Source organism: Chungangia koreensis (genome assembly GCF_042651785.1).
In the GTDB taxonomy this organism is placed as follows: Bacteria; Bacillota; Bacilli; order Bacillales_A; family Planococcaceae; genus Chungangia; species Chungangia koreensis.
In genome coordinates this window covers 1-21,454 of the sequence record NZ_JBHSEC010000002.1, presented here as the reverse complement: position 1 = coordinate 21,454, position 21,454 = coordinate 1, and the positions used below count along the sequence as shown (strand labels likewise).

Sequence of the window (21,454 nt, the reverse complement as noted above, 5' to 3'; positions counted from 1 at the left end):
TGCGAAAAGGAGGGTGAATGATGGCATTATTGGAAAACTGGCAGAAATGGACCAATTTTTTAGGAGAAAACGTCATGAAAGCCCAAGCTACTGGAATGGCGGATAACGTCATTAAGGAAACCGCTTATCAAATTGGCGATTATTTAGCGAAAAATGTTGATCCTAAAAATGAGCAAGAGAGAGTACTCTCCGATCTTTGGTCTGTTGCAACCGAACAGGAGCAACATGCGCTTGCAAACATGGTCGTTAAGCTTGTGCAAAACAAAACAATTCAGTAATGGGCTGAAAAAGAAAAAGGGATTGATTATTCCCTTTTTCTTTTTTCTTTTTTCTTTTCTAATGCAACAAAATTCGATATGATATAACTAAATGGCTGAAGGCAACGTCTTTTTAATAGGAAGGGCGGAATAATATGGGCGAATGGTATATGGAATACGAAATCCAAGTGAATCGTCCCGGGCTTTTAGGAGACATTTCATCGCTGCTGGGCATGTTGCGGGTAAATATTGTTACCATCAACGGCGTGGAACAAGGACGTAGGGGAATGCTTTTACGTGCAGAGAATGATGAACAAATCGAACGTTTTGAATTGATAGCTTCTACAATGGAAATGATTAATGTACGGAAATTCAGGGAACCAAAACTAAGAGATATATTGGCAGTCCGTCATGGACGATACATACAAAGAGATGCAGACGACCGTAAAACCTTCCGCTTTGTTCGAGATGAACTTGGACTATTGGTAGACTTTATGGCCGAATTATTTAAGCAGGAAGGCCATAAACTAATTGGCATAAGGGGAATGCCCCGAGTAGGGAAAACTGAATCGGTTGTAGCGGCAAGCGTTTGTGCAAATAAGAAGTGGATTTTCCTATCATCGACCATGATTAAACAGACTGTACGGAATCGTCTGATGGGGGATGAGTTTGATCCAAATAATATCTTTATTTTGGATGGAATCGTTACGAGACGTTCGAATGACGAAGAGCATCTTCAACTCGTCCGTGAAATGATGAATTTACCATCCATTAAAGTAGTTGAGCATCCGGATATGTTCATCCAACATTCGGAGTATTCCATTGAGGACTTCGACTATATTATTGAGTTGCGCCATGATCCGGATGAAGAAATAACTTATAAAATCATTGAGAATAATGGAATGTCAGGAAATAACGGCGGATTTGGTGGATTCGGCGGATTCAATTAGGAAATGGGCAGGTGTTACATGTGACCGAATTGGGGACTCGTCTGAAGGAGGCGAGAATTGCAAAAGGATTTAGTCTGGAGGACCTCCAGGATTTGACGAAGATCCAGAAGCGCTATCTATCAGGAATAGAGAATGGAAAGTTCGATATGATGCCGGGCCCTTTTTATGTCCGAGCATTTATTAAACAATATGCGGAAGCAGTTGATCTCAATCCGGATGAGATGCTGGAGCTATACAAGAAAGAGGTTCCGGAAACGGAGCTGGATCCGGTACAGCCAGTCTCTTCTGCGCCATTGAGAAGCCGGACGATAGCAAGTTCGCGAAATAGATTTGCGGAAGTGCTTCCTAAAATTATTGTGGCATTATTCATCATTGTAGCGATTGTGGCTGCATGGACGTTTTGGCAGCATCGGGCAGCAGGTCCTGATGTAAATGATGAACCGGAGAGCGATGTAACATCCATCCAGCAAAATAATGACGTAAAACCTCCAAGTGAGGGTGGGGAGCCTGGAGAGGATAATGAAACTGATACACCTCCTCCTGAAGAAGAGCCAGCAGAACCTGAGCAAACACAGGAAGTAGCGTTCGTCTCGACGAATGGACAAACTTCAACATATACGCTGACTGGTACAGAAGAATTTAAATTGAAGATTACGGCTACTGGGGAATCTTGGATCATCGTAACTGACCAAGATGGCAGGGAGCTTGAAAATAAGGGTATGATTGCAGGAGAGACATTGGACTACGATTTCACGGACCAGTCATCAGTAAGGGTTCGTATTGGATCGACTCCTAACGCATCTTTGACAATCAATGATCAGCCATTGGAATATGCTGTTTCTCCAAACGAACCAGGCGGTGTCACCCAAAATATCGTAATCCAGTTTACTAAACCACAATAGTCATCTATTTAGATGACTATTTTTCTTGAGAAGGAAGGGGAATTTCCAAATGAATTTACCGAATAAGATTACTGTATCGCGTGTCTTGCTCATTCCAGTATTCATGATCATCATGCTTGTCGATTTCGGATGGGGTGAGATTGCATTTTTAGGAGCAACAATGCCTGTAGAACATTTAGTAGGTGGGTTAGTTTTTATCATCGCCTCAGTCACGGACTGGATTGACGGCCATTTAGCAAGAAAACACAATTTAGTTACGAATATGGGCAAATTTTTAGATCCGCTTGCAGATAAGCTTCTTGTTTCAGCTGCCTTAATCATTTTAGTTGAATTTGGTTTTGCTCCGTCATGGGTTGTCATTTTGATCATCAGCCGTGAATTTGCGGTGACGGGCCTCAGATTGATTCTTGCTGGCACAGGCGAGGTAGTAGCAGCTAATCAGCTTGGAAAAATTAAAACATGGACACAAATTATTGCGATTTCCTCACTGCTTTTACATAATGTCATTTTTGAATGGGTCAATATTCCATTCGGAACGATTATGCTTTACGTAGCATTATTCTTTACAGTTTGGTCCGGTTGGGATTATTTCCATAAAAACCGGAGAGTATTATTGGACTCCATGTAAAGGGGCAATCAATGATGAATGCTGAAATTATTGCAGTAGGTTCGGAATTGCTATTGGGGCAAATTGCCAACACGAATGCAAAGTTTATATCGAATCAGCTCGCCGAATTGGGCGTTAATGTGTATTATCATACAGTTGTCGGAGATAATGGAATCCGGCTCGATCAGGCGATTACTATTGCTGAAAGCCGTGCAGACCTAATTATTTTCAGCGGTGGGCTTGGACCCACCAAGGATGATTTAACAAAAGAAACAATCGCCAAGCATTTGAGTGTGGAACTGATGTATAATCAGGCCGCTTTGCATTCAATTGAAGCTTTTTTCAATCGATTGAATCGACCGATGACAGAGAATAACCGGAAACAGGCACTTGTCCTGAATGGATCCAAGGTGCTTGTTAATCACCACGGTATGGCTCCTGGAATGATTTATGAACAAGAGGGAAGAACTTACATACTTTTGCCGGGACCGCCAAAAGAACTTGAGCCGATGTTCCAGTTTGAAGCAAAACCGTTCTTAGCTAAGAAAGTAGGCGGATATGAAACCATTAAATCCTTGGTTCTCCGCTTTTACGGTATTGGGGAAGCTGAACTGGAGCATAAAATTGAGGATCTATTGGATGCACAAGAAAACCCGACCATCGCCCCACTCGCTTCTGACGGTGAAGTGACACTCCGAATAACTGCTAAGGCAAATTCTGAAATAGAGGCAGCTAAGCTTATTTCTTCAGCTAAGACAGCTATTTTGGAGAGGGTAGGAGACTTTCAATATGGGATTGATGATGATTCCCTTACCTCTAAAGCAGCTGAACTCTTAATGGAAAAAGGGTTAACCATCTCAGCAGCTGAGAGTCTGACCGCTGGACTGTTCCAATCCGAACTGGCTGAAATTCCGGGAATCAGTTCAACTTTGGTCGGTGGAATAGTTACTTATACAGAACAAGCTAAAATCCATCAATTAGGTGTCGCTCAAGAAGTGATTGAACGGCATGGTGTAGTCAGTAAAGAATGTGCGATGGAGATGGCCGTGAGAGTGAAACAAAAGTTCGGCACGGATATCGGCGTTGGTCTGACTGGAGCAGCGGGGCCAGAAATGCATGACGGTCAGCCGGTGGGAACTGTATGGATCGCAATAGTGCTGAACGATGAAGAACCCGTTGCTTATCAATTAAAGTTATCGGGAATGAGGAATACGAACAGACTGAGGGCAGTTAAATCTACGATGAATTATTTGATTAAAATTTTAAAACAACTTCCTTAAGTTAGAGGGCGGCAAAATTCAATTTTGCCGCCCTGTTTTTCAGGAAAATGAATTTTCGGCGTCCTTTATTCGAAATTCCTTTCATTTTGCGCTTCAAAATTAACGAATAAATGTTCGCTTTTTTCTTGATTATTTCTCATAAAGCGAGTATAGTAGAGATAGATTCAAAGGGGTTAAGACCACTAAAGGAGGAAACAATTTGAGCGACCGTAAAGCAGCATTAGATATGGCGTTAAAACAAATAGAAAAACAATTCGGGAAAGGATCTGTCATGAAACTTGGCGAACAGACAGACCGTGAAATCTCGACTAGTTCGAGCGGATCTTTGGCGCTCGATGCAGCACTTGGAGTAGGCGGTTATCCACGTGGACGTATCATCGAAATCTACGGACCTGAAAGTTCAGGTAAAACAACTGTTGCTTTACATGCGATTGCAGAAGTTCAGGCAAACGGCGGTCAAGCTGCATTCATCGATGCAGAACATGCGTTAGATCCAGTTTATGCACAAAAACTTGGGGTCAATATCGACGAATTGCTATTGTCCCAGCCGGACACTGGTGAACAGGCACTTGAAATCGCAGAAGCATTGGTACGAAGTGGTGCAATCGATATCATTGTCATTGACTCTGTTGCAGCTCTTGTACCAAAAGCAGAAATCGAGGGCGAGATGGGAGATTCCCATATTGGTCTTCAAGCCCGTCTTATGTCACAGGCGCTTCGGAAACTGTCCGGTGCGATCAATAAGTCTAAGACAATTGCCATCTTCATTAACCAAATCCGTGAGAAAGTCGGCGTTATGTTCGGGAACCCGGAAGTTACTCCTGGTGGACGTGCCTTGAAGTTCTACAGTTCCGTGCGTCTTGAAGTCCGCCGTGCTGAAGCGATCAAGCAAGGACAAGAAATGGTGGGTAACCGTACGAAGCTTAAAGTTGTTAAAAACAAAGTCGCTCCACCATTCCGTACTGCAGAAGTAGATATCATGTACGGAGAAGGAATTTCTAAAGTTGGAGAAATCGTTGACATCGGTTCAGAATTGGATGTCATCCTTAAGAGTGGTTCGTGGTATTCATATAACGAAGAACGAATTGGACAAGGGCGTGAAAACGCAAAACAATTCTTGAAAGAGAACACAGCCATCCGTTATGAAATAGAGCAAAAAATCCGTGAATCTTTAGGGATGGCAGCTGCATCTTATACGATTGCATCCCATGAAGAGGAAGATGAAGAAGAACTGAAAGAACTTTCTTTACTGCTCGATGAAGAATAAAATTTGTACCCCCTCCGATTGAGGGGGTATTATTTTTGTCGAAATTGTGAAACCTTGACAGGAGATTTTTACATCTATACAATTGTATCTGTATACTTTCTCAACTTTAGAAATGCTTTAGGCAGTATGTTGAATCTCGATATACGAGCCGACTGAAAACGTTTTATATCTAGCAATAGGAGGTGACCATTATGGGTGATTTAATCATCTCCACTTTGCTTGGAATCTTTGTCGGTGCTATTGTTAGTTATTTTATTTTGAAAAAAGTGAACGATTCAAAAGTGAATGGTGCTAAAAACTCCGCTGAATTGATCTTGGAAGATGCAAGACGTGAAGCAGAATCATTGAAAAAAGAGGCACTATTGGAAGCCAAAGATGAAACTCACAGATTGCGAAATGAAGCTGAATCTGACATCCGCGAACGCCGTGCTGAATTACAAAAGCAGGAAAACCGGCTGTTACAGAGGGAAGAGAATCTTGACCGTAAGGATGATGCTCTGAACAAACGTGAAGCAGGCTTTGAGCGTAAAGAAAACGCCTTGGCTGACCGACAACAGCATATTGAACAGATGGAAAGCAAAGTGGAAGAACTTGTAGCAAAACAGCAAACCGAGCTTGAACGAATTTCCGCTTTGACTCGCGAAGAGGCCCGAAATATCCTTCTTGGCGAAGTTGAAAACGAATTGGCTACGGATATCGCTGTCATGACGAAAGAAGCAGAAACCCGTGCCAAGGAGGAATCGGACAAGAAAGCCCGTGAAATTCTTTCATTGGCCCTTCAAAGATTTGCTGCTGACCATGTTGCCGAGACGACCGTTTCAGTTGTCAATCTTCCAAATGATGAGATGAAAGGCCGGATCATCGGACGTGAAGGACGTAATATCCGCACGTTGGAGACATTGACCGGTATTGATCTAATCATTGATGACACACCAGAGGCGGTTATCCTATCCGGTTTCGATCCAATTCGACGGGAAACGGCCCGCCTTGCCTTAGAAAAATTGGTCCAAGATGGACGAATCCATCCGGCGCGCATTGAAGAAATGGTTGAAAAGTCAAGACGCGAAGTTGATGAGCAAATCCGGGAAGCCGGGGAGCAAACAACTTTCGATGTAGGTGTCCATAACCTTCATCCAGATTTGATTAAAATTCTGGGACGTCTTCGCTACCGGACAAGCTATGGTCAAAACGTCCTCAAACACTCCAAAGAAGTGGCATTCCTTGCCGGACTTCTTGCGGCAGAGCTTGGAGAGGATGTCACGCTTGCCCGTCGTGCAGGATTGCTGCATGATATCGGGAAAGCCATTGACCATGAAGTCGAAGGAAGCCACGTAGAAATCGGTGTTGAATTAGCGACGAAGTATAAGGAACATCCTGTTGTCATTAATAGTATCGCTTCCCATCACGGGGACACGGAAGCAACTTCCGTCATTGCGGTATTGGTTGCTGCTGCAGATGCCTTATCAGCCGCACGTCCAGGTGCACGAAGTGAAACACTTGAAAACTATATCCGTCGTCTTGAAAAACTTGAGGAAATTTCCGAGTCCTATGAAGGTGTAGAGAAATCATTCGCCATCCAGGCTGGACGTGAAATCCGGATTATTGTTCGACCAGACCAAATCGATGATATTACTGCGCATCGTCTGGCAAGGGATATCCGAAAACGGATCGAAGAAGAACTCGATTATCCTGGTCATATTAAAGTGACGGTCATTCGTGAAACACGTGCTGTCGAATACGCAAAATAATGTTTTAAAAAGGCTTCTGAGACGTTAAGTCAAAGAAGCCTTTTCTATTTCAAAAATGAAAGAGTGATTGGTATGAAAGTAGTATTTATAGGTGATATTGTCGGTTCAATCGGACGGGAGACAGTCGCTGCTTATTTGCCTCGTCTTAAATCGAAGTATAAGCCTGACGTAGTCATAGCAAATGGAGAGAATGCTGCAGCAGGCAGAGGCTTAACGAAAAGTATTTACCAAGAGCTACTTTTCATGGGAATTGATGTCGTGACGATGGGGAATCACACATGGGATCAGAAAGAAATTCTGGACTTTATTGATGATGAGGATTTTTTAATACGACCTGCTAATTTCTCATCAGAAGCCCCTGGTAAAGGGATGACCACAATTTCAAAAAATGGGGTTACGCTAAGCGTGATCAATTTGCATGGACGTACGTTCCTACCACCACATGATGATCCATTTGCTATGTCGTTGGAATTGGTTGAAGAAGCAAGAAAGTTGTCCCCTCTCATTTTTGTTGACTTCCATGCGGAAGCGACGAGCGAAAAAATCGCGATGGGTTGGCATTTAGATGGTAAAGTATCTGTCGTTGTCGGTACACATACACATGTACAAACAGCTGATTCTAGAATTCTTCCGGAAGGGACGGCATATTTGACGGATGCCGGTATGACCGGTCCATACGACGGGATATTAGGGATGAAAAAAGAGGATGTTCTTTACCGTTTCCAAACAAATATGCCGACGCGTTTTGAAGTTCCAAAGACTGGCCGAGCCCAGTTGAATGGAATGTTTGTAGAGATCGATGATCGTACCGGCCGTGCTTTGAAGATCGAGCGGATCTATATCAATGAAGATGTTCCTTTCCAATCGTAACGGTAAAGTCTATTTCAGCGGGATGAATCATAAAATGGTCCATGGAAGCAATGTTCCATAAGTTGAGGAAAATAGGGAGGAATTGTTGTGGATTCATTGAAAGTATCATCTCGCTCAAATCCGAATTCTGTTGCAGGAGCACTCGTTGCAGTCATCCGTGAAAAAGGTTATGCTGAAATGCAGGCTGTTGGAGCAGGCGCTTTGAACCAAGCGGTAAAAGCAGTGGCTATTGCACGTGGTTTCGTCGCACCAAGCGGGACCGATCTAACCTGCTCTCCAGCGTTTACGGATATTACGATTGCAGGCGAGGACCGGACAGCACTCAAGCTACTGGTAGAGAAGAAAACCCGCTGAACTGAATGTATTGATGAATGAAGTAGATTGACACTAAAAGGCGTCCCTGTGGAGGACGCTTTTTCTTTTGGAAGAACATGATATTTTTATTTATTTGCCGACTCTTGACGAAAACAGGACAATTGTGTCATGTTCCTTGTAGGGTGGGGTGAAACTTAAGTATAATAGTTCAATGGGAACTCTATAGATGGAAAGAAAGGAGTCTGCATTCGATGAACGAAGAGCAACGTCTTCAAAGTGTTCAGGTGAAAGGTCCAGAACCTGACAGGAAGGTTGAAAAAGACTACAGTAAGTACTTTCAATCTGTCTACATGCCGCCATCATTAAAAGATGCGAAAAAGCGGGGAAAAGAACAAGTTTCTTATCACAAAGACTTTTCAATCGATGAAGAGTTCAGAAATATGGGAGTTGGCCGTAAGTTTTATATCCGTACATATGGCTGTCAGATGAATGAACATGACACAGAAGTCATGGCAGGTATTTTCATGGAGCTGGGTTACAAGCCAACGGACACAGCCCAAGATGCGGACGTTATTCTTTTAAACACTTGTGCTATTCGGGAGAATGCAGAGAACAAAGTATTTGGTGAACTCGGCCATTTAAAGCAACTGAAAACAGAAAACCCTGATCTTCTTCTTGGTGTTTGTGGGTGCATGTCCCAAGAGGAATCAGTTGTCAGTAAGATTCTTAAGACTTATAGTCATGTGGATCTCATATTCGGCACACACAATATTCACAGATTGCCGAATATTCTTCATGAAGCATATATGTCCAAGGAGATGGTTGTTGAAGTTTGGTCCAAGGAAGGCGATGTCATTGAAAACCTTCCGAAATCCCGATTGCGTAAGACGAAGGCATGGGTCAACATTATGTATGGCTGTGATAAGTTTTGTACGTATTGTATCGTGCCCTACACAAGAGGGAAAGAACGGAGCCGCCGTCCAGAAGACATTATTAGCGAAGTACGCCATTTGGCTGCACAAGGATATAAGGAAATCATGTTGTTAGGGCAAAATGTTAATGCTTATGGGAAGGATATCGAGGACTTAAACTACCGACTTGGCGATTTAATGGATGACCTTCGCCATATCGATATACCGAGAATTCGTTTTACGACAAGCCATCCTCGTGATTTTGACGATCATCTGATCGAAGTGCTTGCGAAAAAAGGAAACCTTGTCGAGCATATTCATCTTCCTGTACAATCAGGTTCGAATGACATTTTAAAAATTATGGCCCGGAAATATACACGTGAGCATTTCCTTGAGCTTGTGGCGAAAATAAGAGCTGCTATTCCAGATGTTTCATTATCTACAGATATTATTGTCGGATATCCCAATGAAACAGAGGAACAATTTGAGGAAACTCTTTCCTTATACCGCGAGGTCGGCTTTGAAATGGCATACACATATATTTACTCTCCTCGTGAAGGTACACCAGCTGCAAAGATGAAGGACAATGTACCCTTAGAGGTAAAGAAAGACCGTCTGCAGCGTTTAAATGCAGTCGTAAACGAGTTGTCATTTGAGGCATTAAAGCCATACGAGGGGCAAGTTGTAGAGGTTTTAGTAGAAGGTGAAAGCAAGAGGAATCCGGATGTTTTAGCCGGCTACACTCGAAAGAATAAGTTAGTTAATTTTAGAGGACCAAAATCAGCGATCGGCCAACTCGTCAACGTTCAAATCACAGAAGTTAAATCGTGGTCCATGAACGGCGAAATGGTTGAAGTGGTTAACTTAGAGGTGAAAGTATAATGGATAAACAGTACACAAAAGATGACATTATTACAAAAGCGCGAGAAATCGCAGAAATGATCGCGAATACGGAAGAAGTGGATTTCTTCAAGCGTGCAGAAGCTCAAATCAATGAAAACCAGAAAATCCGTGAAAAGATTGCGAGTTTACGAAGCCTTCAAAAGCAAGCGGTCAACTTCCAGCATTACGGTAAAGAAAAAGCGCTCAATATGATTGAATCCAAAATCCAAAAGATCGAGGAAGAGATCGATAGTATTCCAATTGTTCAGGAATTCAAACAGTCTCAAGGAGAAGTTAATGATCTTCTTCAGTTAGTTGCTAACACGATTGCTAACAAAGTAACTAACCAAATTATCGAATCCACTGGTGGAGACTTACTCCGTGGTGAAACAGGTTCGAAGGTAAAAGCAACATCGCAAAAAACTGAATTATAATGATGTGAGTCACTTTCTTTGGAGAGTGACTTTTTTATTTTATATAACTTGAAATTGCCTGTTGAGATTTACTGCATATATAAATTAATTAAAGTTATTTATTCGTGTTATTTGGATGATTATTATGGAAGGCGTCCTAAGTACGCCACGTCCTGTGGCAACGGACGCATGACCCGCATCGTGCGGGCCTGAAGGCGTCCTAAGTTCGCCACATCCTGTGGCAACGGACGCATGACCCGCGTCGTGCGGGACTGAAGGCGTCCTAAGTACGCCACGTCCTGTGGCAACGGACGTATGACCTGCATCGTGCGGCCCTTTAAAAAAGACTTTGATTAGTTTGCCTAATTTTTTCACGCTATGGGCGTTCGTAGCATATCATGAAATGAACTGACCGGAGGAGGAAAGAATCTGAAGAACTTGCGTCAAATTGTTACGAAAGCAGTTGTCGCCAAAGGGAAAAAGAGAACAGAAGATGCAGTCACACTGCGTCCGCCTAATTGCCCTTCCAGCATTTTAGGCTGCTGGGTGATCAATCATTCGTATCAATCAAAAAAGGTCGGAAATGTAATCGAAGTATCCGGCAAATTTGATGTGAACGTTTGGTATGCTCACCATGACCATTCAAAGACAGCCGTATTTTCAGAAAGTGTACCATACAAAGAAAAGATCAAGCTATATTACCGAGATGACCAAACAACAGGATCAGAAGACATTCATGTAAAAGTGATCCAACAGCCGAATTGTACTGAAGCTGTCATTACAGAAGATGGAGATCATTTCAAAATCGTCGTAGAACGTGAACTGTTGGCCGAAGTAGTCGGAGAGACTAAAGTAGTAGTGACCGTACATCCATACGAGTTTGAAGAAGAGTGGAATTTCCAGGATGAAAGTTCTTCATCCTCGTCATCTTCTTCATCCAGCAGCGGGGAATCATCTCCGTTTTAAGCCGGAAATCACATCCGGCTTTTTTCTTTTGTATTGAACCTGCCGGAATAGTCTAATAAAAGATTCTTGAACAATCACACTCACAGCACCATTACTAGTTTGTTATAATATAAGTTACCGATTAGATAAGAGAGGGTTAAGGCATGGCTACATATACACCAATGATCCAACAATATTTACTCGTAAAATCTGACTATCAAGATGCTTTTTTGTTTTTCAGATTAGGCGATTTTTATGAAATGTTTTTTGATGACGCAATAAAAGCATCACAAATACTTGAAATTACATTAACAAGCAGGGACGGAGGATCCGAAGATCGGATACCGATGTGTGGAGTCCCTTATCATTCCGCAAAAGGTTATATAGAGACATTGGTCCAAAAAGGCCATAAAGTGGCTATTTGTGAACAAATGGAGGATCCGAAAGCGACAAAAGGCGTTGTGAAACGTGAAGTAGTACGTGTCATTACCCCTGGTACAATGACAGATGGAAAAGCGATGGATGGAAAAACAAATCATTATATCGCGGCATCTGAAATGCTTGCCGAGGGAAAATTTGCACTTTCGTACCTGGATTTATCTACAGGTGAAGCCTCTGTTACCATTATTGAAGGCGACGAAAAGAACGTAATTTCCGAATTGCAATCACTAAAAATCACAGAACTTGTCGTTCCGGAGCAGCTTTACCTTTCGATGAATGATTTAGCAGTTTCTCAATCCATTCTTTTATCAATTGAGGAAAGTCTACTTAGTACAGATTTCCAACCGTTTGTTAGCAACTGTCCTGATGATCTGCATCACTCTGTTTTCAGATTGTTGAATTATGTAAAACGAACTCAAAAGAGACCGTTAAATCATATCCAACCATTCACTTATCATATTAAGGAAGAATTCTTATCCATTGATTTTAATTCAAAACGAAACCTTGAGTTAATCCTATCCATCCGTGGAGGTGACAACAAAGGTACCTTGAACTGGCTGCTCGATGAGACTGTTACAGCGATGGGTGGAAGAAAGTTGAAACAATGGCTTCATCAGCCTCTTGCCAATCGTATAAGAATTGAACATAGACTGGAAATCGTTTCTGAATTTCTTTCAAACTATTTTATAAGAATGGAAGTACGTAATTTATTAAAAGAAGTTTATGATTTGGAACGCCTTGCAGGAAGAATAGCATTCGGGAGTGCCGGGGGCCGTGACTTGGCCCAACTAAGAGAGTCTTTAAGAAAAGTGCCGAGTATTGTATCACAGCTTCAGTCTTCAGGGAGTAAAACATTGCAATCGCTCTGTAAGGGTATGGATGATTGTTCAGAAGTGTGTGAGCTATTAGCCGAATCGATCAGTGAGCATCCTCCGATTTCTGTTAAAGAAGGGGATGTGATTAAAGATGGATTTAATGACCGTTTGGACGAGCTTAGATATGCATCGAGAAATGGTAAAGAGTGGATTGCTGCACTTGAACAGCAGGAGAAGGAACGAACAGGCATTAAATCATTAAAAATCGGTTATAACCGGATTTTTGGCTATTACATTGAAATAACGAAATCCAATATCCATTTAGCGGATTTGTCCCGTTATGAACGAAAACAGACATTGGCAAACGCAGAGCGGTATATAACTGACGAATTGAAAGAAAAAGAAGCACTAATTTTAAATGCGGATGAAGAAAGTTTGGCACTCGAATATGAACTGTTCACTCAGATCCGTGAAGAAATTAAGACATATATCCCAAGGCTACAGGCTTTAGCTTCATCCATCAGTGAACTCGATGTATATATCGGTTTTGCGGAAGTAGCGGAAAACTACCGATTTACAAAACCGGTTTTCCATGATGGAAGGTCACTGAAAATTATCAATGGCCGCCATCCGGTGGTCGAAAAAATGATGAATAAACAATTATATGTCCCGAATGACTGCGAATTGACGGACGAAAAAAACATGATGCTAATAACTGGGCCAAATATGTCCGGTAAAAGTACATATATGCGGCAAGTTGCTTTAACGATTGTAATGGCCCAAATGGGCTGTTATGTCCCAGCGGATGAAGCGGTGCTTCCAGTAACTGATCAGATTTTCACGAGAATCGGAGCGGCTGACGATTTAACATCTGGCCAAAGTACATTTATGGTAGAAATGATGGAATCACAGCATGCCATTGTGAACGCGACAAATCGGAGCCTATTATTATTCGATGAAATTGGCAGAGGAACTTCTACTTATGACGGTATGGCTCTTGCCCAAGCCATGATGGAATATATACATGATGAAATCGGTGCAAATACTTTATTTTCCACCCATTACCATGAATTAACCGGACTTGATCAAAAACTGGAGAAATTAAAAAATGTACATGTAGCAGCTGCCGAACAGAATGGAAGAGTCGTCTTCCTGCATAAAGTGAAATCCGGACCTGCAGATAAAAGCTATGGAATCCATGTTGCTGAACTGGCAGAGTTGCCTGCTGACATTATTACGAGAGCTTCCGAAATTTTGCAAGAACTCGAGAATTCCTCAAAGAAAGCACAATCGAATCTGATTATGGAAGCGGAGCAATTATCATTATTCGATGAAGGTCATAGCGCCAATGAAGTTGCCGAGCAACATTCCGAAGAGGAACTCATAGCATTAAAGAGAATAAGAGACATGAATATTACCGGTACAACGCCAATGGAAGCCTTACAGTTTATCTATGATATCCAGAAATCACTAATTAAAAGATAGGGGGAAACAGATATGGGGAAAATTCAGCTTCTGACAGATTCTTTATCCAATAAGATTGCAGCTGGAGAAGTGGTGGAACGCCCCTCATCCGTCGTAAAGGAATTAGTCGAAAATGCGATTGATGCTGGTAGCACCTCTATTGAGATATCCTTGAAAGAAGCAGGATTATCCTTAATCCACGTAACTGATAATGGAAGCGGAATGGATGAAGAAGATGCTTCATTGGCTTTCTTTCGCCACGCTACAAGTAAAATTTCGAATGAGCGGGATCTTTTCAGAATTCGGTCTCTCGGGTTTAGAGGAGAGGCTCTTGCTAGTATTGCCGCTGTTTCAAAAATTGAACTTTGGACTTCTGATGGAGAAGAGCATAGTACGAAAATCATTCTTGACGGTGGGAACTTAGTCGAGAAGTCTGTAGCTCCTCTTAGGAAGGGGACAGACATCCAGGTAGCACAACTATTCTTCAATACACCTGCACGATTGAAATATGTCAAGACGGTTCAAACAGAATTGGGCCATACGATTGATCTGATCAATCGGCTTTCACTATGTTACCCCTCAATCGCTTTTAAACTTGAACACGATGGACAGAGCATTTTAAGGACTTCCGGAAGTGGGGACTTGCTTCGTGTCATTTCCGACATTTACGGGATGGCAACAGCAAAAAAGATGAACCATTTCGAAGGGGAGTCAGCGGATTACAAAATATCCGGCTACGCTTCACTGCCTGAAGTGACAAGAGCATCAAAGAATTATTTAACTCTATTTGTGAATGGTCGTTGGGTAAAGAATTATGCCGTAACAAGAGCGGTTATTGATGCCTATCATACTTTTTTACCGATTGAGCGATATCCAATTGTGGTGATGCATATCGAAGGGGATCCATATTTAACGGATGTCAACGTCCATCCGGCCAAGTCAATTATCAAACTAAGCAAGGAGTCGGATTTGACCGATCTTGTCAGAGCGGTGATCAGGCGTGAGATTGCCGGGAAGATGCGTGCGCCAGAGATTAATGAAAAGCCGAAGAAGCAAGTGATTCAAGCAGAGCAACTGAATATGTGGACCGGACCTACTAAAAAAGTGACTCCGAGCTATTCTACGCCCTTCTTCAAGAAGCAAGAAGAAGGAGAAAAAGCAGTAGATCTTCCTTTATCAATGAATTCAAATGCACAGTTTCAAAGCAATGATCAAAAAGACCAGGAAAAAGTTGACTTGGAACTTCAGGTGAAAGAACAGCCCGTTTGGGAAGAAGCACCGACCGTCGATGGTGGCCCGGCTTTTCCTGAATTGGAAATTGTCGGTCAAGTGCATGGCACGTACATTGTGGCTCAAAGTCAGGATGGATTTTATATGGTTGATCAGCATGCTGCACAAGAACGGATCAAGTATGAATTCTACAGAGAAAAGGTAGGGGAAGTCGACTCGGAAGAGAGGCAATCACTACTGATCCCCATGACCTTCGATTATCCTCGCGATGAAGCGTTAAAGTTAAAAGAATGGATGCCTTATTTACAAGAAGTAGGGGTATTGCTTGAAGAATTTGGACACCAATCTTTTGTAGTAAGGGAACATCCTGTTTGGTTCCCTAAAGATTTTGAACGTGAAATTATCGAAGAAATGATTGAACAAGCTTTAAAGGAGCGAAAGATAGACGTTAAGAAAATACGTGAGGATGCTGCGATCATGATGAGCTGCAAACGTTCAATCAAAGCAAATCATTACTTAACGAAAGAGGATATGAAGGTTTTATTGGATGACTTGAAAAAGACAGAGAATCCTTTTACTTGTCCCCATGGGAGACCTGTGATCGTCCATTTTTCATCTTATGAATTGGAAAAGATGTTCAAACGGGTAATGTAAGGAAAAGGATGAAAGCATGCGGAAGTGGTTAGGCTTTTTAGAGAGGACGAATCAGTTTGGAGGGATCCCGAGATGAGTGTAAAGCGAGGAACAGTAACAGCCATGGATGGTCATGTTCTTTCTACTTTCATCTATGAAGTTAGCAATCCGGTTGGACATATACACCTTATTCATGGAATGGCGGAGCATATTGCTCGTTACGAAGAATTTGCAGCTTTTTTAGCTGGGCAAGGTTACTTTGTAAGTGGTCATGACCAGCGTGGACATGGCGAAACCCAGAATTTGAACGGAAAGATGGGTTTTTTAGCTGATCATGAAGGGTTCGAACGTGTCACAAAGGACGCTTATGAAGTTGTTTCATCAATCAGGAAAGAATATATGTTAGATTCGGATCTAATCGTGATGGGCCACAGTATGGGTTCCTTTGTCGTAAGGCGGTATATACAACTTTACGGGGATACTGTAAAGAGGGCCATCCTGATGGGAACCGGTGGAAACCCCGGGCTTTTAGGACGTGTAGGACTTGCGGTTGCTGCTATGAACCGCAGACTAAATGGAGCAGCAGAACCTGATAAGATTATGAACTTCCTGACGTTCGGCAGCTATAACAGCAAATTTGAAAATGTCCTAACTCCGTTTGACTGGCTTTCGACTGACAGATCTGAGGTTGATAAATATATACAAGACCCATATTGCGGTTTCGTAGCTTCCAATCAATTTTTTCATGATCTCATTACGGGACTGATCAGGATCCATCGACCTGAAGAAATTAAAAAAGTACCGAAACAGCTCCCGATTCTGCTGATTTCGGGTCAAGCAGATCCGGTTGGGGAATTTGGAAAAGATGTTTTTAAGGTAGCTGAACAATACCGTAAGGTTGGAATGGAAAAAGTGGACGTTATATTGTTTGAAGATAGACGCCATGAACTCTTACATGAAACGAACAAGATGGAAGTGTTTGAATCCATTTTACATTGGATCAGAAAGTAGGTAGCCATGCTAACACGAAAATTGGAGGTCCTTTCAATGGTAGGACCAACAGCATCAGGAAAAACTGCATTAAGCATACGTCTTGCCCATGTTTTGGATGGAGAAATCATTAATGGTGATTCCATGCAGGTATATCGTGGATTGGATATAGGAACAGCCAAAATTACTGAGGAAGAAAAACAAGAGATCCCTCATCATCTGTTCGACATCAAAAATCCCGATGAACCGTTTTCTGTTGCCGAGTTTCAACAATTGGTCAGGTTCAAGATTGAAGAGATAAAAGGCCGTGGAAAACTGCCAATCATCGTAGGGGGAACCGGTCTCTATATTCAATCGGTATTGCACGATTTCCGCTTTACTGAAGAAGCATCTGACGAAAATATCCGGAAGAAATATGAAGATTTAGCAAAAGAGATTGGATTAGATGCTCTTCACGCCTTATTAAAAGAAAAAGATCCTCTATCTGCAGCGCAAATTCATCCGAATAATCAAAGAAGAGTCATCAGGGCTTTAGAAATTGCAGAGATTACAGGGAAAGGCAAGTCTGATATTGAGGATGGCAAAGGGGAAATCGCCCTTTATAATTACTTGATGGTCGGATTGACGATGGACAGAGAAAAACTATATGAGCGGATCGATCAGCGGGTCGATTTAATGATGAAAAAGGGCCTATTAAGAGAAGTAGAAGGATTGTACCTTTCTAATTTGAAGGATGTTCAATCGATTAAAGCGATCGGTTATAAAGAAATTTATGATTTTTTGGATGGGAAGGTTTCAAAAGTTGAGGCAGTGGAAAATATAAAGAGGAATTCAAGGAATTATGCAAAACGGCAATTGACTTATTTTAGGAATAAACTCAACGTTCATTGGTTTGACAGTTTAGAAGACCAGGAAAATAATTTGCGAAAAATTTTGAATTTAGTGCAGGAATTTGAGAGAATGAATTAGAATAAGTCTTTATTGCAGTAGACAGAGAAATAGGAGGAATACGTATGAAGCCCATGAATATCCAAGATACTTTTCTCAATCAGCTTCGTAAGAACAATATTTTTGTTACAGTTTTTCTATTAAACGGTTTCCAGTTAAAAGGAGTCATAAAATCTTATGATAATTTTACAGTCTTAATGGAATCCGACGGGAAGCAACAACTGATTTATAAACATGCAATTTCAACTTTTGTCCCGTCAAAAGCTGTCACATTGAATGCTGAAGAGGAAGTTTGAGGATTAGGGAGATGGTCTTACTGGGCCATCTTTTTTTCTTTGTGTCCGATTAGGGTATAATAGGGTGGACATGATAGGAGGGAAACCATTGAAAAATATAACTGCAGAAGATTTGTTACAGAGGATGGATTCTGGGGAACAATTCCATGTCGTCGATGTGCGGGAGAATGACGAAGTCGCCCAAGGAATCATTCCTGGAGCGATCCACATACCACTTGGTGAACTGCAAAATCGGCATTCTGAATTGAATCGTGAAACAAGTTACATAATGGTCTGTCGTTCTGGTGGAAGAAGTGCGATGGCCAGCAACATTTTGGATGATTTAGGTTATGACGTTACTAACATGACGGGCGGAATGTTGGCATGGGAAGGCGAAGTAGAACTCTGATAATAGAATCGATGGAATGTTTGATTTCATCGCTTTTTTGCTGAAAGTTAAGATTGGAGAATAAGCATGAGTTTTAAAACATTAATCGGAGAAGAACTTCTCCAACAAGCAAAGCAAATAGAAGAGAAAATCAAACCATATCACGAACGGTTAGATGAAGTATCTTTTTTGAACCAACAGAAAGTATTGGCTGCTTTCCGCAAGCATCAAGTGAGTGATTATCATTTGATCCCATCTACAGGGTATGGATACGATGATGCCGGAAGGGACACGTTGGAAAAGGTATATGCGGAAGTCTTCGGCGCAGAAGCTGCACTTGTTCGTCCACAAATCATATCCGGGACACATGCCATTACGATTTCTTTGTTCGGTGTACTTAGACCAGGAGATGAGCTTCTCTATATTACTGGTAAGCCTTATGATACACTTCAGTCCATTGTCAGTGGTAATGGAAAGGATACAGGCTCCTTAGAGGATTTTGGAATCGACTATAGTCACATCGATTTATTGGATGATGGCTCAGTTAATGCAGAGGAAGTAAGAAAGGCTATCTCCGAGAAAACTAAAGTCGTTGCAATCCAACGTTCAAAAGGCTATGCACTTAGACCATCCTTTACGATAAGTCAAATAGATGAAATAATTAATCTCATTAGGTCCATTAAAGAAGATGCTATCATCTTTGTAGATAATTGTTATGGAGAGTTTGTTGAGGAGTTAGAGCCTACTGATCTTAATGTGGACTTGATGGCCGGTTCTTTGATCAAGAACCCTGGAGGTGGATTGGCTAAAACAGGTGGTTATATTGCCGGGAAAGCAGAGTTTGTGGAAAAATGCGCATATCGGATGACTTCTCCGGGTATAGGAGCAGAGGCAGGTGCTTCTTTAAATACGTTAATGGATATGTATCAAGGTTTTTTCCTCGCACCACACACCGTTTCTCAAGCTGCAAAAGGTGCAATCTTCACTTCAGCCATCTTAGAAGAGGTGGGAATGTCTACTTCCCCTCATTATACGGAACCGAGGACTGATTTAATTCAATCGGTTACGTTCGAAAAAGCAGAGCAAATGGTTGAATTTTGCCGGACGATACAAACCAATTCCCCTGTAAATGCACACTACGCTCCAGAACCTGCCTATATGCCGGGTTATAAGGACGATGTCATCATGGCGGCAGGAACTTTTGTACAAGGTTCCAGTATTGAGCTAACAGCAGATGGACCAATACGTCCGCCATACACAGCATACATACAAGGCGGCTTAACGTATGAGCATGTAAAAACCGCTATTTTGTCTGCCATCCAGCAATTGCAAAAACGAAAGCTATTATGAAGCGTTTTCACAAAAAAACTACGACAACTCGTAAAAAAGCAATTGCATACGAACAATAGAGCGTCTATTATAAAAAAATGTTAGGTTATTTATTTTAATTGGGAGAGTGAAAAAATGAGTAAGTATTCAAAGGAAGACATCAAAAGACTTGTGAAAGAAGAGGGAGTCAATTTTATTCGCCTACAATTCACAGATATCTTAGGAACGATCAAGAACGTAGAGATACCGGTCAGTCAGCTTGACAAAGCTCTTGATAACAAAATGATGTTTGACGGTTCCTCAATTGAAGGTTTTGTACGTATTGAAGAATCAGATATGTATTTGGTGCCTGATTTGGATACATGGGTAGTATTTCCTTGGATTACAGGAAAGGGGAAAGTTGCCCGTCTCATTTGCGATATCTCCAATCCAGATGGAAATCCATTTGCCGGAGATCCACGTAGTAATTTGAAACGAATTTTAAAAGAAATGGAAGAGTTTGGTTATACTCATTTTAACTTAGGGCCAGAGCCTGAATTCTTTTTGTTTAAGTTGGATGTTGAAGGAGAACCGACTTTGAATTTGAACGACCATGGCGGCTATTTTGACTTGGCGCCTACAGATTTAGGAGAAAACTGCCGTCGCGATATCGTGTTAGAACTTGAAGAGATGGGATTTGAAATTGAAGCTTCCCATCATGAAGTGGCACCAGGACAACACGAAATCGATTTTAAATATGCTGATGCAATAACTGCTTGTGATAATATCCAAACATTTAAGCTGGTAGTTAAAACAATTGCTCGCAAACACGGTTTACATGCAACGTTTATGCCTAAACCTCTCTTTGGGGTAGCGGGTTCAGGAATGCACTGTAACGTTTCTCTTTTCAAAGACAAAGTGAATGCTTTCTTTGATGAAAAAGGTGAATCGCAACTTAGTGAAGATGCCTATCATTTCATTGCAGGAATTTTAAAACATGTAAAAGGTTTCACAGCGATTACAAATCCAACTGTAAACTCTTACAAACGTTTGGTTCCTGGTTATGAAGCACCTTCCTATGTTGCTTGGTCTGGACAGAACCGCAGTCCCCTAATTCGTATACCTTCTTCACGTGGCTTGAGTACTCGAGTAGAAGTTCGTTCAGTCGACCCAGCAGCAAATCCATACTTAGCGATGGCAGTCATATTGAAGGCCGGTTTAGAAGGCATTAAAGAAAAGGCGATGCCACCTGCAGAAGTGAACCAAAATATTTACGAAATGTCCGAAAGAGAATTGAAGCAAAATGGAATTGAGAGCTTACCGGAAAGCTTGAAGGCAGCGGTAGGCGAATTAGCTGAAGACGAAGTGATCCAGGCTGCTTTAGGTAACCATATTTACGAAAACTTTGTTGAAACGAAGCGTATCGAATGGGATCATTTCCGAACAGCAGTTCATCCATGGGAACGTGAGCAATATTTAAAAATGTACTAATAGAGAAAACAGCGTTGGGAATGATTGAACTGAACCCCGAATAGTGGACACTTTAATAAAAGTGACCCTATTCGGGGTTTTTGTCTGTTCAAAACCCCGTTATAATAGTTCAAATAGATGAAAC

The 21,454-nt window shown here is 41.7% G+C and carries 20 protein-coding genes; all 20 read left to right on the top strand.

Going from position 1 to position 21,454, the window contains the following annotated elements:
- Positions 1 to 17: 17 nt before the first annotated feature.
- Positions 18 to 278: a DUF3243 domain-containing protein gene (locus ACFOZY_RS01750; RefSeq protein ID WP_378151613.1), complete on the top strand. Its 261-nt coding sequence runs from the start codon at positions 18 to 20 to the stop codon at positions 276 to 278.
- Positions 279 to 412: 134 nt separating this feature from the next.
- Positions 413 to 1,207 (top strand): DUF3388 domain-containing protein, encoded by a 795-nt coding sequence (locus ACFOZY_RS01745; protein ID WP_378151611.1) that lies wholly within the window; start codon positions 413 to 415, stop codon positions 1,205 to 1,207.
- 11 nt (positions 1,208 to 1,218) lie between these two features.
- Positions 1,219 to 2,109, top strand: a complete 891-nt coding sequence (locus ACFOZY_RS01740; protein WP_378151609.1) for a helix-turn-helix domain-containing protein — start codon at positions 1,219 to 1,221, stop codon at positions 2,107 to 2,109.
- Positions 2,110 to 2,158: 49 nt separating this feature from the next.
- A complete protein-coding gene (pgsA, locus tag ACFOZY_RS01735) occupies positions 2,159 to 2,737 on the top strand; it encodes a CDP-diacylglycerol--glycerol-3-phosphate 3-phosphatidyltransferase (RefSeq protein WP_378151607.1) in 579 nt (192 codons plus the stop codon).
- An 11-nt stretch (positions 2,738 to 2,748) separates the two neighbouring features.
- Entirely contained in the window at positions 2,749 to 3,996 is a 1,248-nt protein-coding gene (locus ACFOZY_RS01730; protein ID WP_378151605.1) for a competence/damage-inducible protein A, read from the top strand.
- 226 nt (positions 3,997 to 4,222) lie between these two features.
- Positions 4,223 to 5,263 (top strand): recombinase RecA, encoded by a 1,041-nt coding sequence (gene recA, locus ACFOZY_RS01725; RefSeq protein ID WP_378152189.1) that lies wholly within the window; start codon positions 4,223 to 4,225, stop codon positions 5,261 to 5,263.
- A 191-nt stretch (positions 5,264 to 5,454) separates the two neighbouring features.
- A complete protein-coding gene (rny, locus tag ACFOZY_RS01720) occupies positions 5,455 to 7,011 on the top strand; it encodes a ribonuclease Y (RefSeq protein ID WP_378151603.1) in 1,557 nt (518 codons plus the stop codon).
- Between the two features lie 72 nt (positions 7,012 to 7,083).
- Entirely contained in the window at positions 7,084 to 7,881 is a 798-nt protein-coding gene (locus ACFOZY_RS01715; protein WP_378151601.1) for a TIGR00282 family metallophosphoesterase, read from the top strand.
- 87 nt (positions 7,882 to 7,968) lie between these two features.
- Positions 7,969 to 8,235, top strand: a complete 267-nt coding sequence (locus ACFOZY_RS01710) for a stage V sporulation protein S (RefSeq protein ID WP_378151599.1) — start codon at positions 7,969 to 7,971, stop codon at positions 8,233 to 8,235.
- Positions 8,236 to 8,447: 212 nt separating this feature from the next.
- Positions 8,448 to 9,989 (top strand): tRNA (N6-isopentenyl adenosine(37)-C2)-methylthiotransferase MiaB, encoded by a 1,542-nt coding sequence (gene miaB / locus ACFOZY_RS01705; protein ID WP_378151596.1) that lies wholly within the window; start codon positions 8,448 to 8,450, stop codon positions 9,987 to 9,989.
- Positions 9,989 to 10,423 (top strand): YlbF/YmcA family competence regulator, encoded by a 435-nt coding sequence (locus tag ACFOZY_RS01700; RefSeq protein ID WP_378151594.1) that lies wholly within the window; start codon positions 9,989 to 9,991, stop codon positions 10,421 to 10,423. Before miaB ends, ACFOZY_RS01700 begins: the two co-directional genes overlap by 1 nt.
- A gap of 417 nt (positions 10,424 to 10,840) precedes the next feature.
- Positions 10,841 to 11,368 (top strand): outer spore coat protein CotE, encoded by a 528-nt coding sequence (gene cotE / locus ACFOZY_RS01695; protein WP_378151592.1) that lies wholly within the window; start codon positions 10,841 to 10,843, stop codon positions 11,366 to 11,368.
- Between the two features lie 143 nt (positions 11,369 to 11,511).
- The gene (gene mutS, locus ACFOZY_RS01690) at positions 11,512 to 14,088 is read left to right on the top strand and encodes a DNA mismatch repair protein MutS (protein WP_378151590.1); all 2,577 of its coding nucleotides are present in this window, start codon (positions 11,512 to 11,514) and stop codon (positions 14,086 to 14,088) included.
- Positions 14,089 to 14,100: 12 nt separating this feature from the next.
- Positions 14,101 to 15,951 carry a DNA mismatch repair endonuclease MutL gene (gene mutL / locus ACFOZY_RS01685; RefSeq protein WP_378151588.1) on the top strand — a complete coding sequence of 617 codons (1,851 nt, stop codon included), beginning with the start codon at positions 14,101 to 14,103 and terminating at the stop codon, positions 15,949 to 15,951.
- A gap of 72 nt (positions 15,952 to 16,023) precedes the next feature.
- On the top strand, positions 16,024 to 16,941 hold the full coding sequence (locus ACFOZY_RS01680) for an alpha/beta fold hydrolase (RefSeq protein WP_378151586.1): 918 nt from the start codon (positions 16,024 to 16,026) through the stop codon (positions 16,939 to 16,941).
- A 36-nt stretch (positions 16,942 to 16,977) separates the two neighbouring features.
- On the top strand, positions 16,978 to 17,889 hold the full coding sequence (gene miaA, locus ACFOZY_RS01675; RefSeq protein WP_378151584.1) for a tRNA (adenosine(37)-N6)-dimethylallyltransferase MiaA: 912 nt from the start codon (positions 16,978 to 16,980) through the stop codon (positions 17,887 to 17,889).
- Positions 17,890 to 17,933: 44 nt separating this feature from the next.
- Entirely contained in the window at positions 17,934 to 18,164 is a 231-nt protein-coding gene (gene hfq / locus ACFOZY_RS01670) for an RNA chaperone Hfq (protein WP_378151582.1), read from the top strand.
- Between the two features lie 88 nt (positions 18,165 to 18,252).
- The gene (locus ACFOZY_RS01665; RefSeq protein ID WP_378151580.1) at positions 18,253 to 18,552 is read left to right on the top strand and encodes a rhodanese-like domain-containing protein; all 300 of its coding nucleotides are present in this window, start codon (positions 18,253 to 18,255) and stop codon (positions 18,550 to 18,552) included.
- Positions 18,553 to 18,618: 66 nt separating this feature from the next.
- Entirely contained in the window at positions 18,619 to 19,881 is a 1,263-nt protein-coding gene (locus ACFOZY_RS01660) for a methionine gamma-lyase family protein (RefSeq protein ID WP_378151577.1), read from the top strand.
- Positions 19,882 to 19,995: 114 nt separating this feature from the next.
- Positions 19,996 to 21,330, top strand: coding sequence for a type I glutamate--ammonia ligase (glnA, locus tag ACFOZY_RS01655; RefSeq protein ID WP_378151574.1), 1,335 nt, complete (start codon positions 19,996 to 19,998; stop codon positions 21,328 to 21,330).
- Positions 21,331 to 21,454 lie beyond the last annotated feature (124 nt).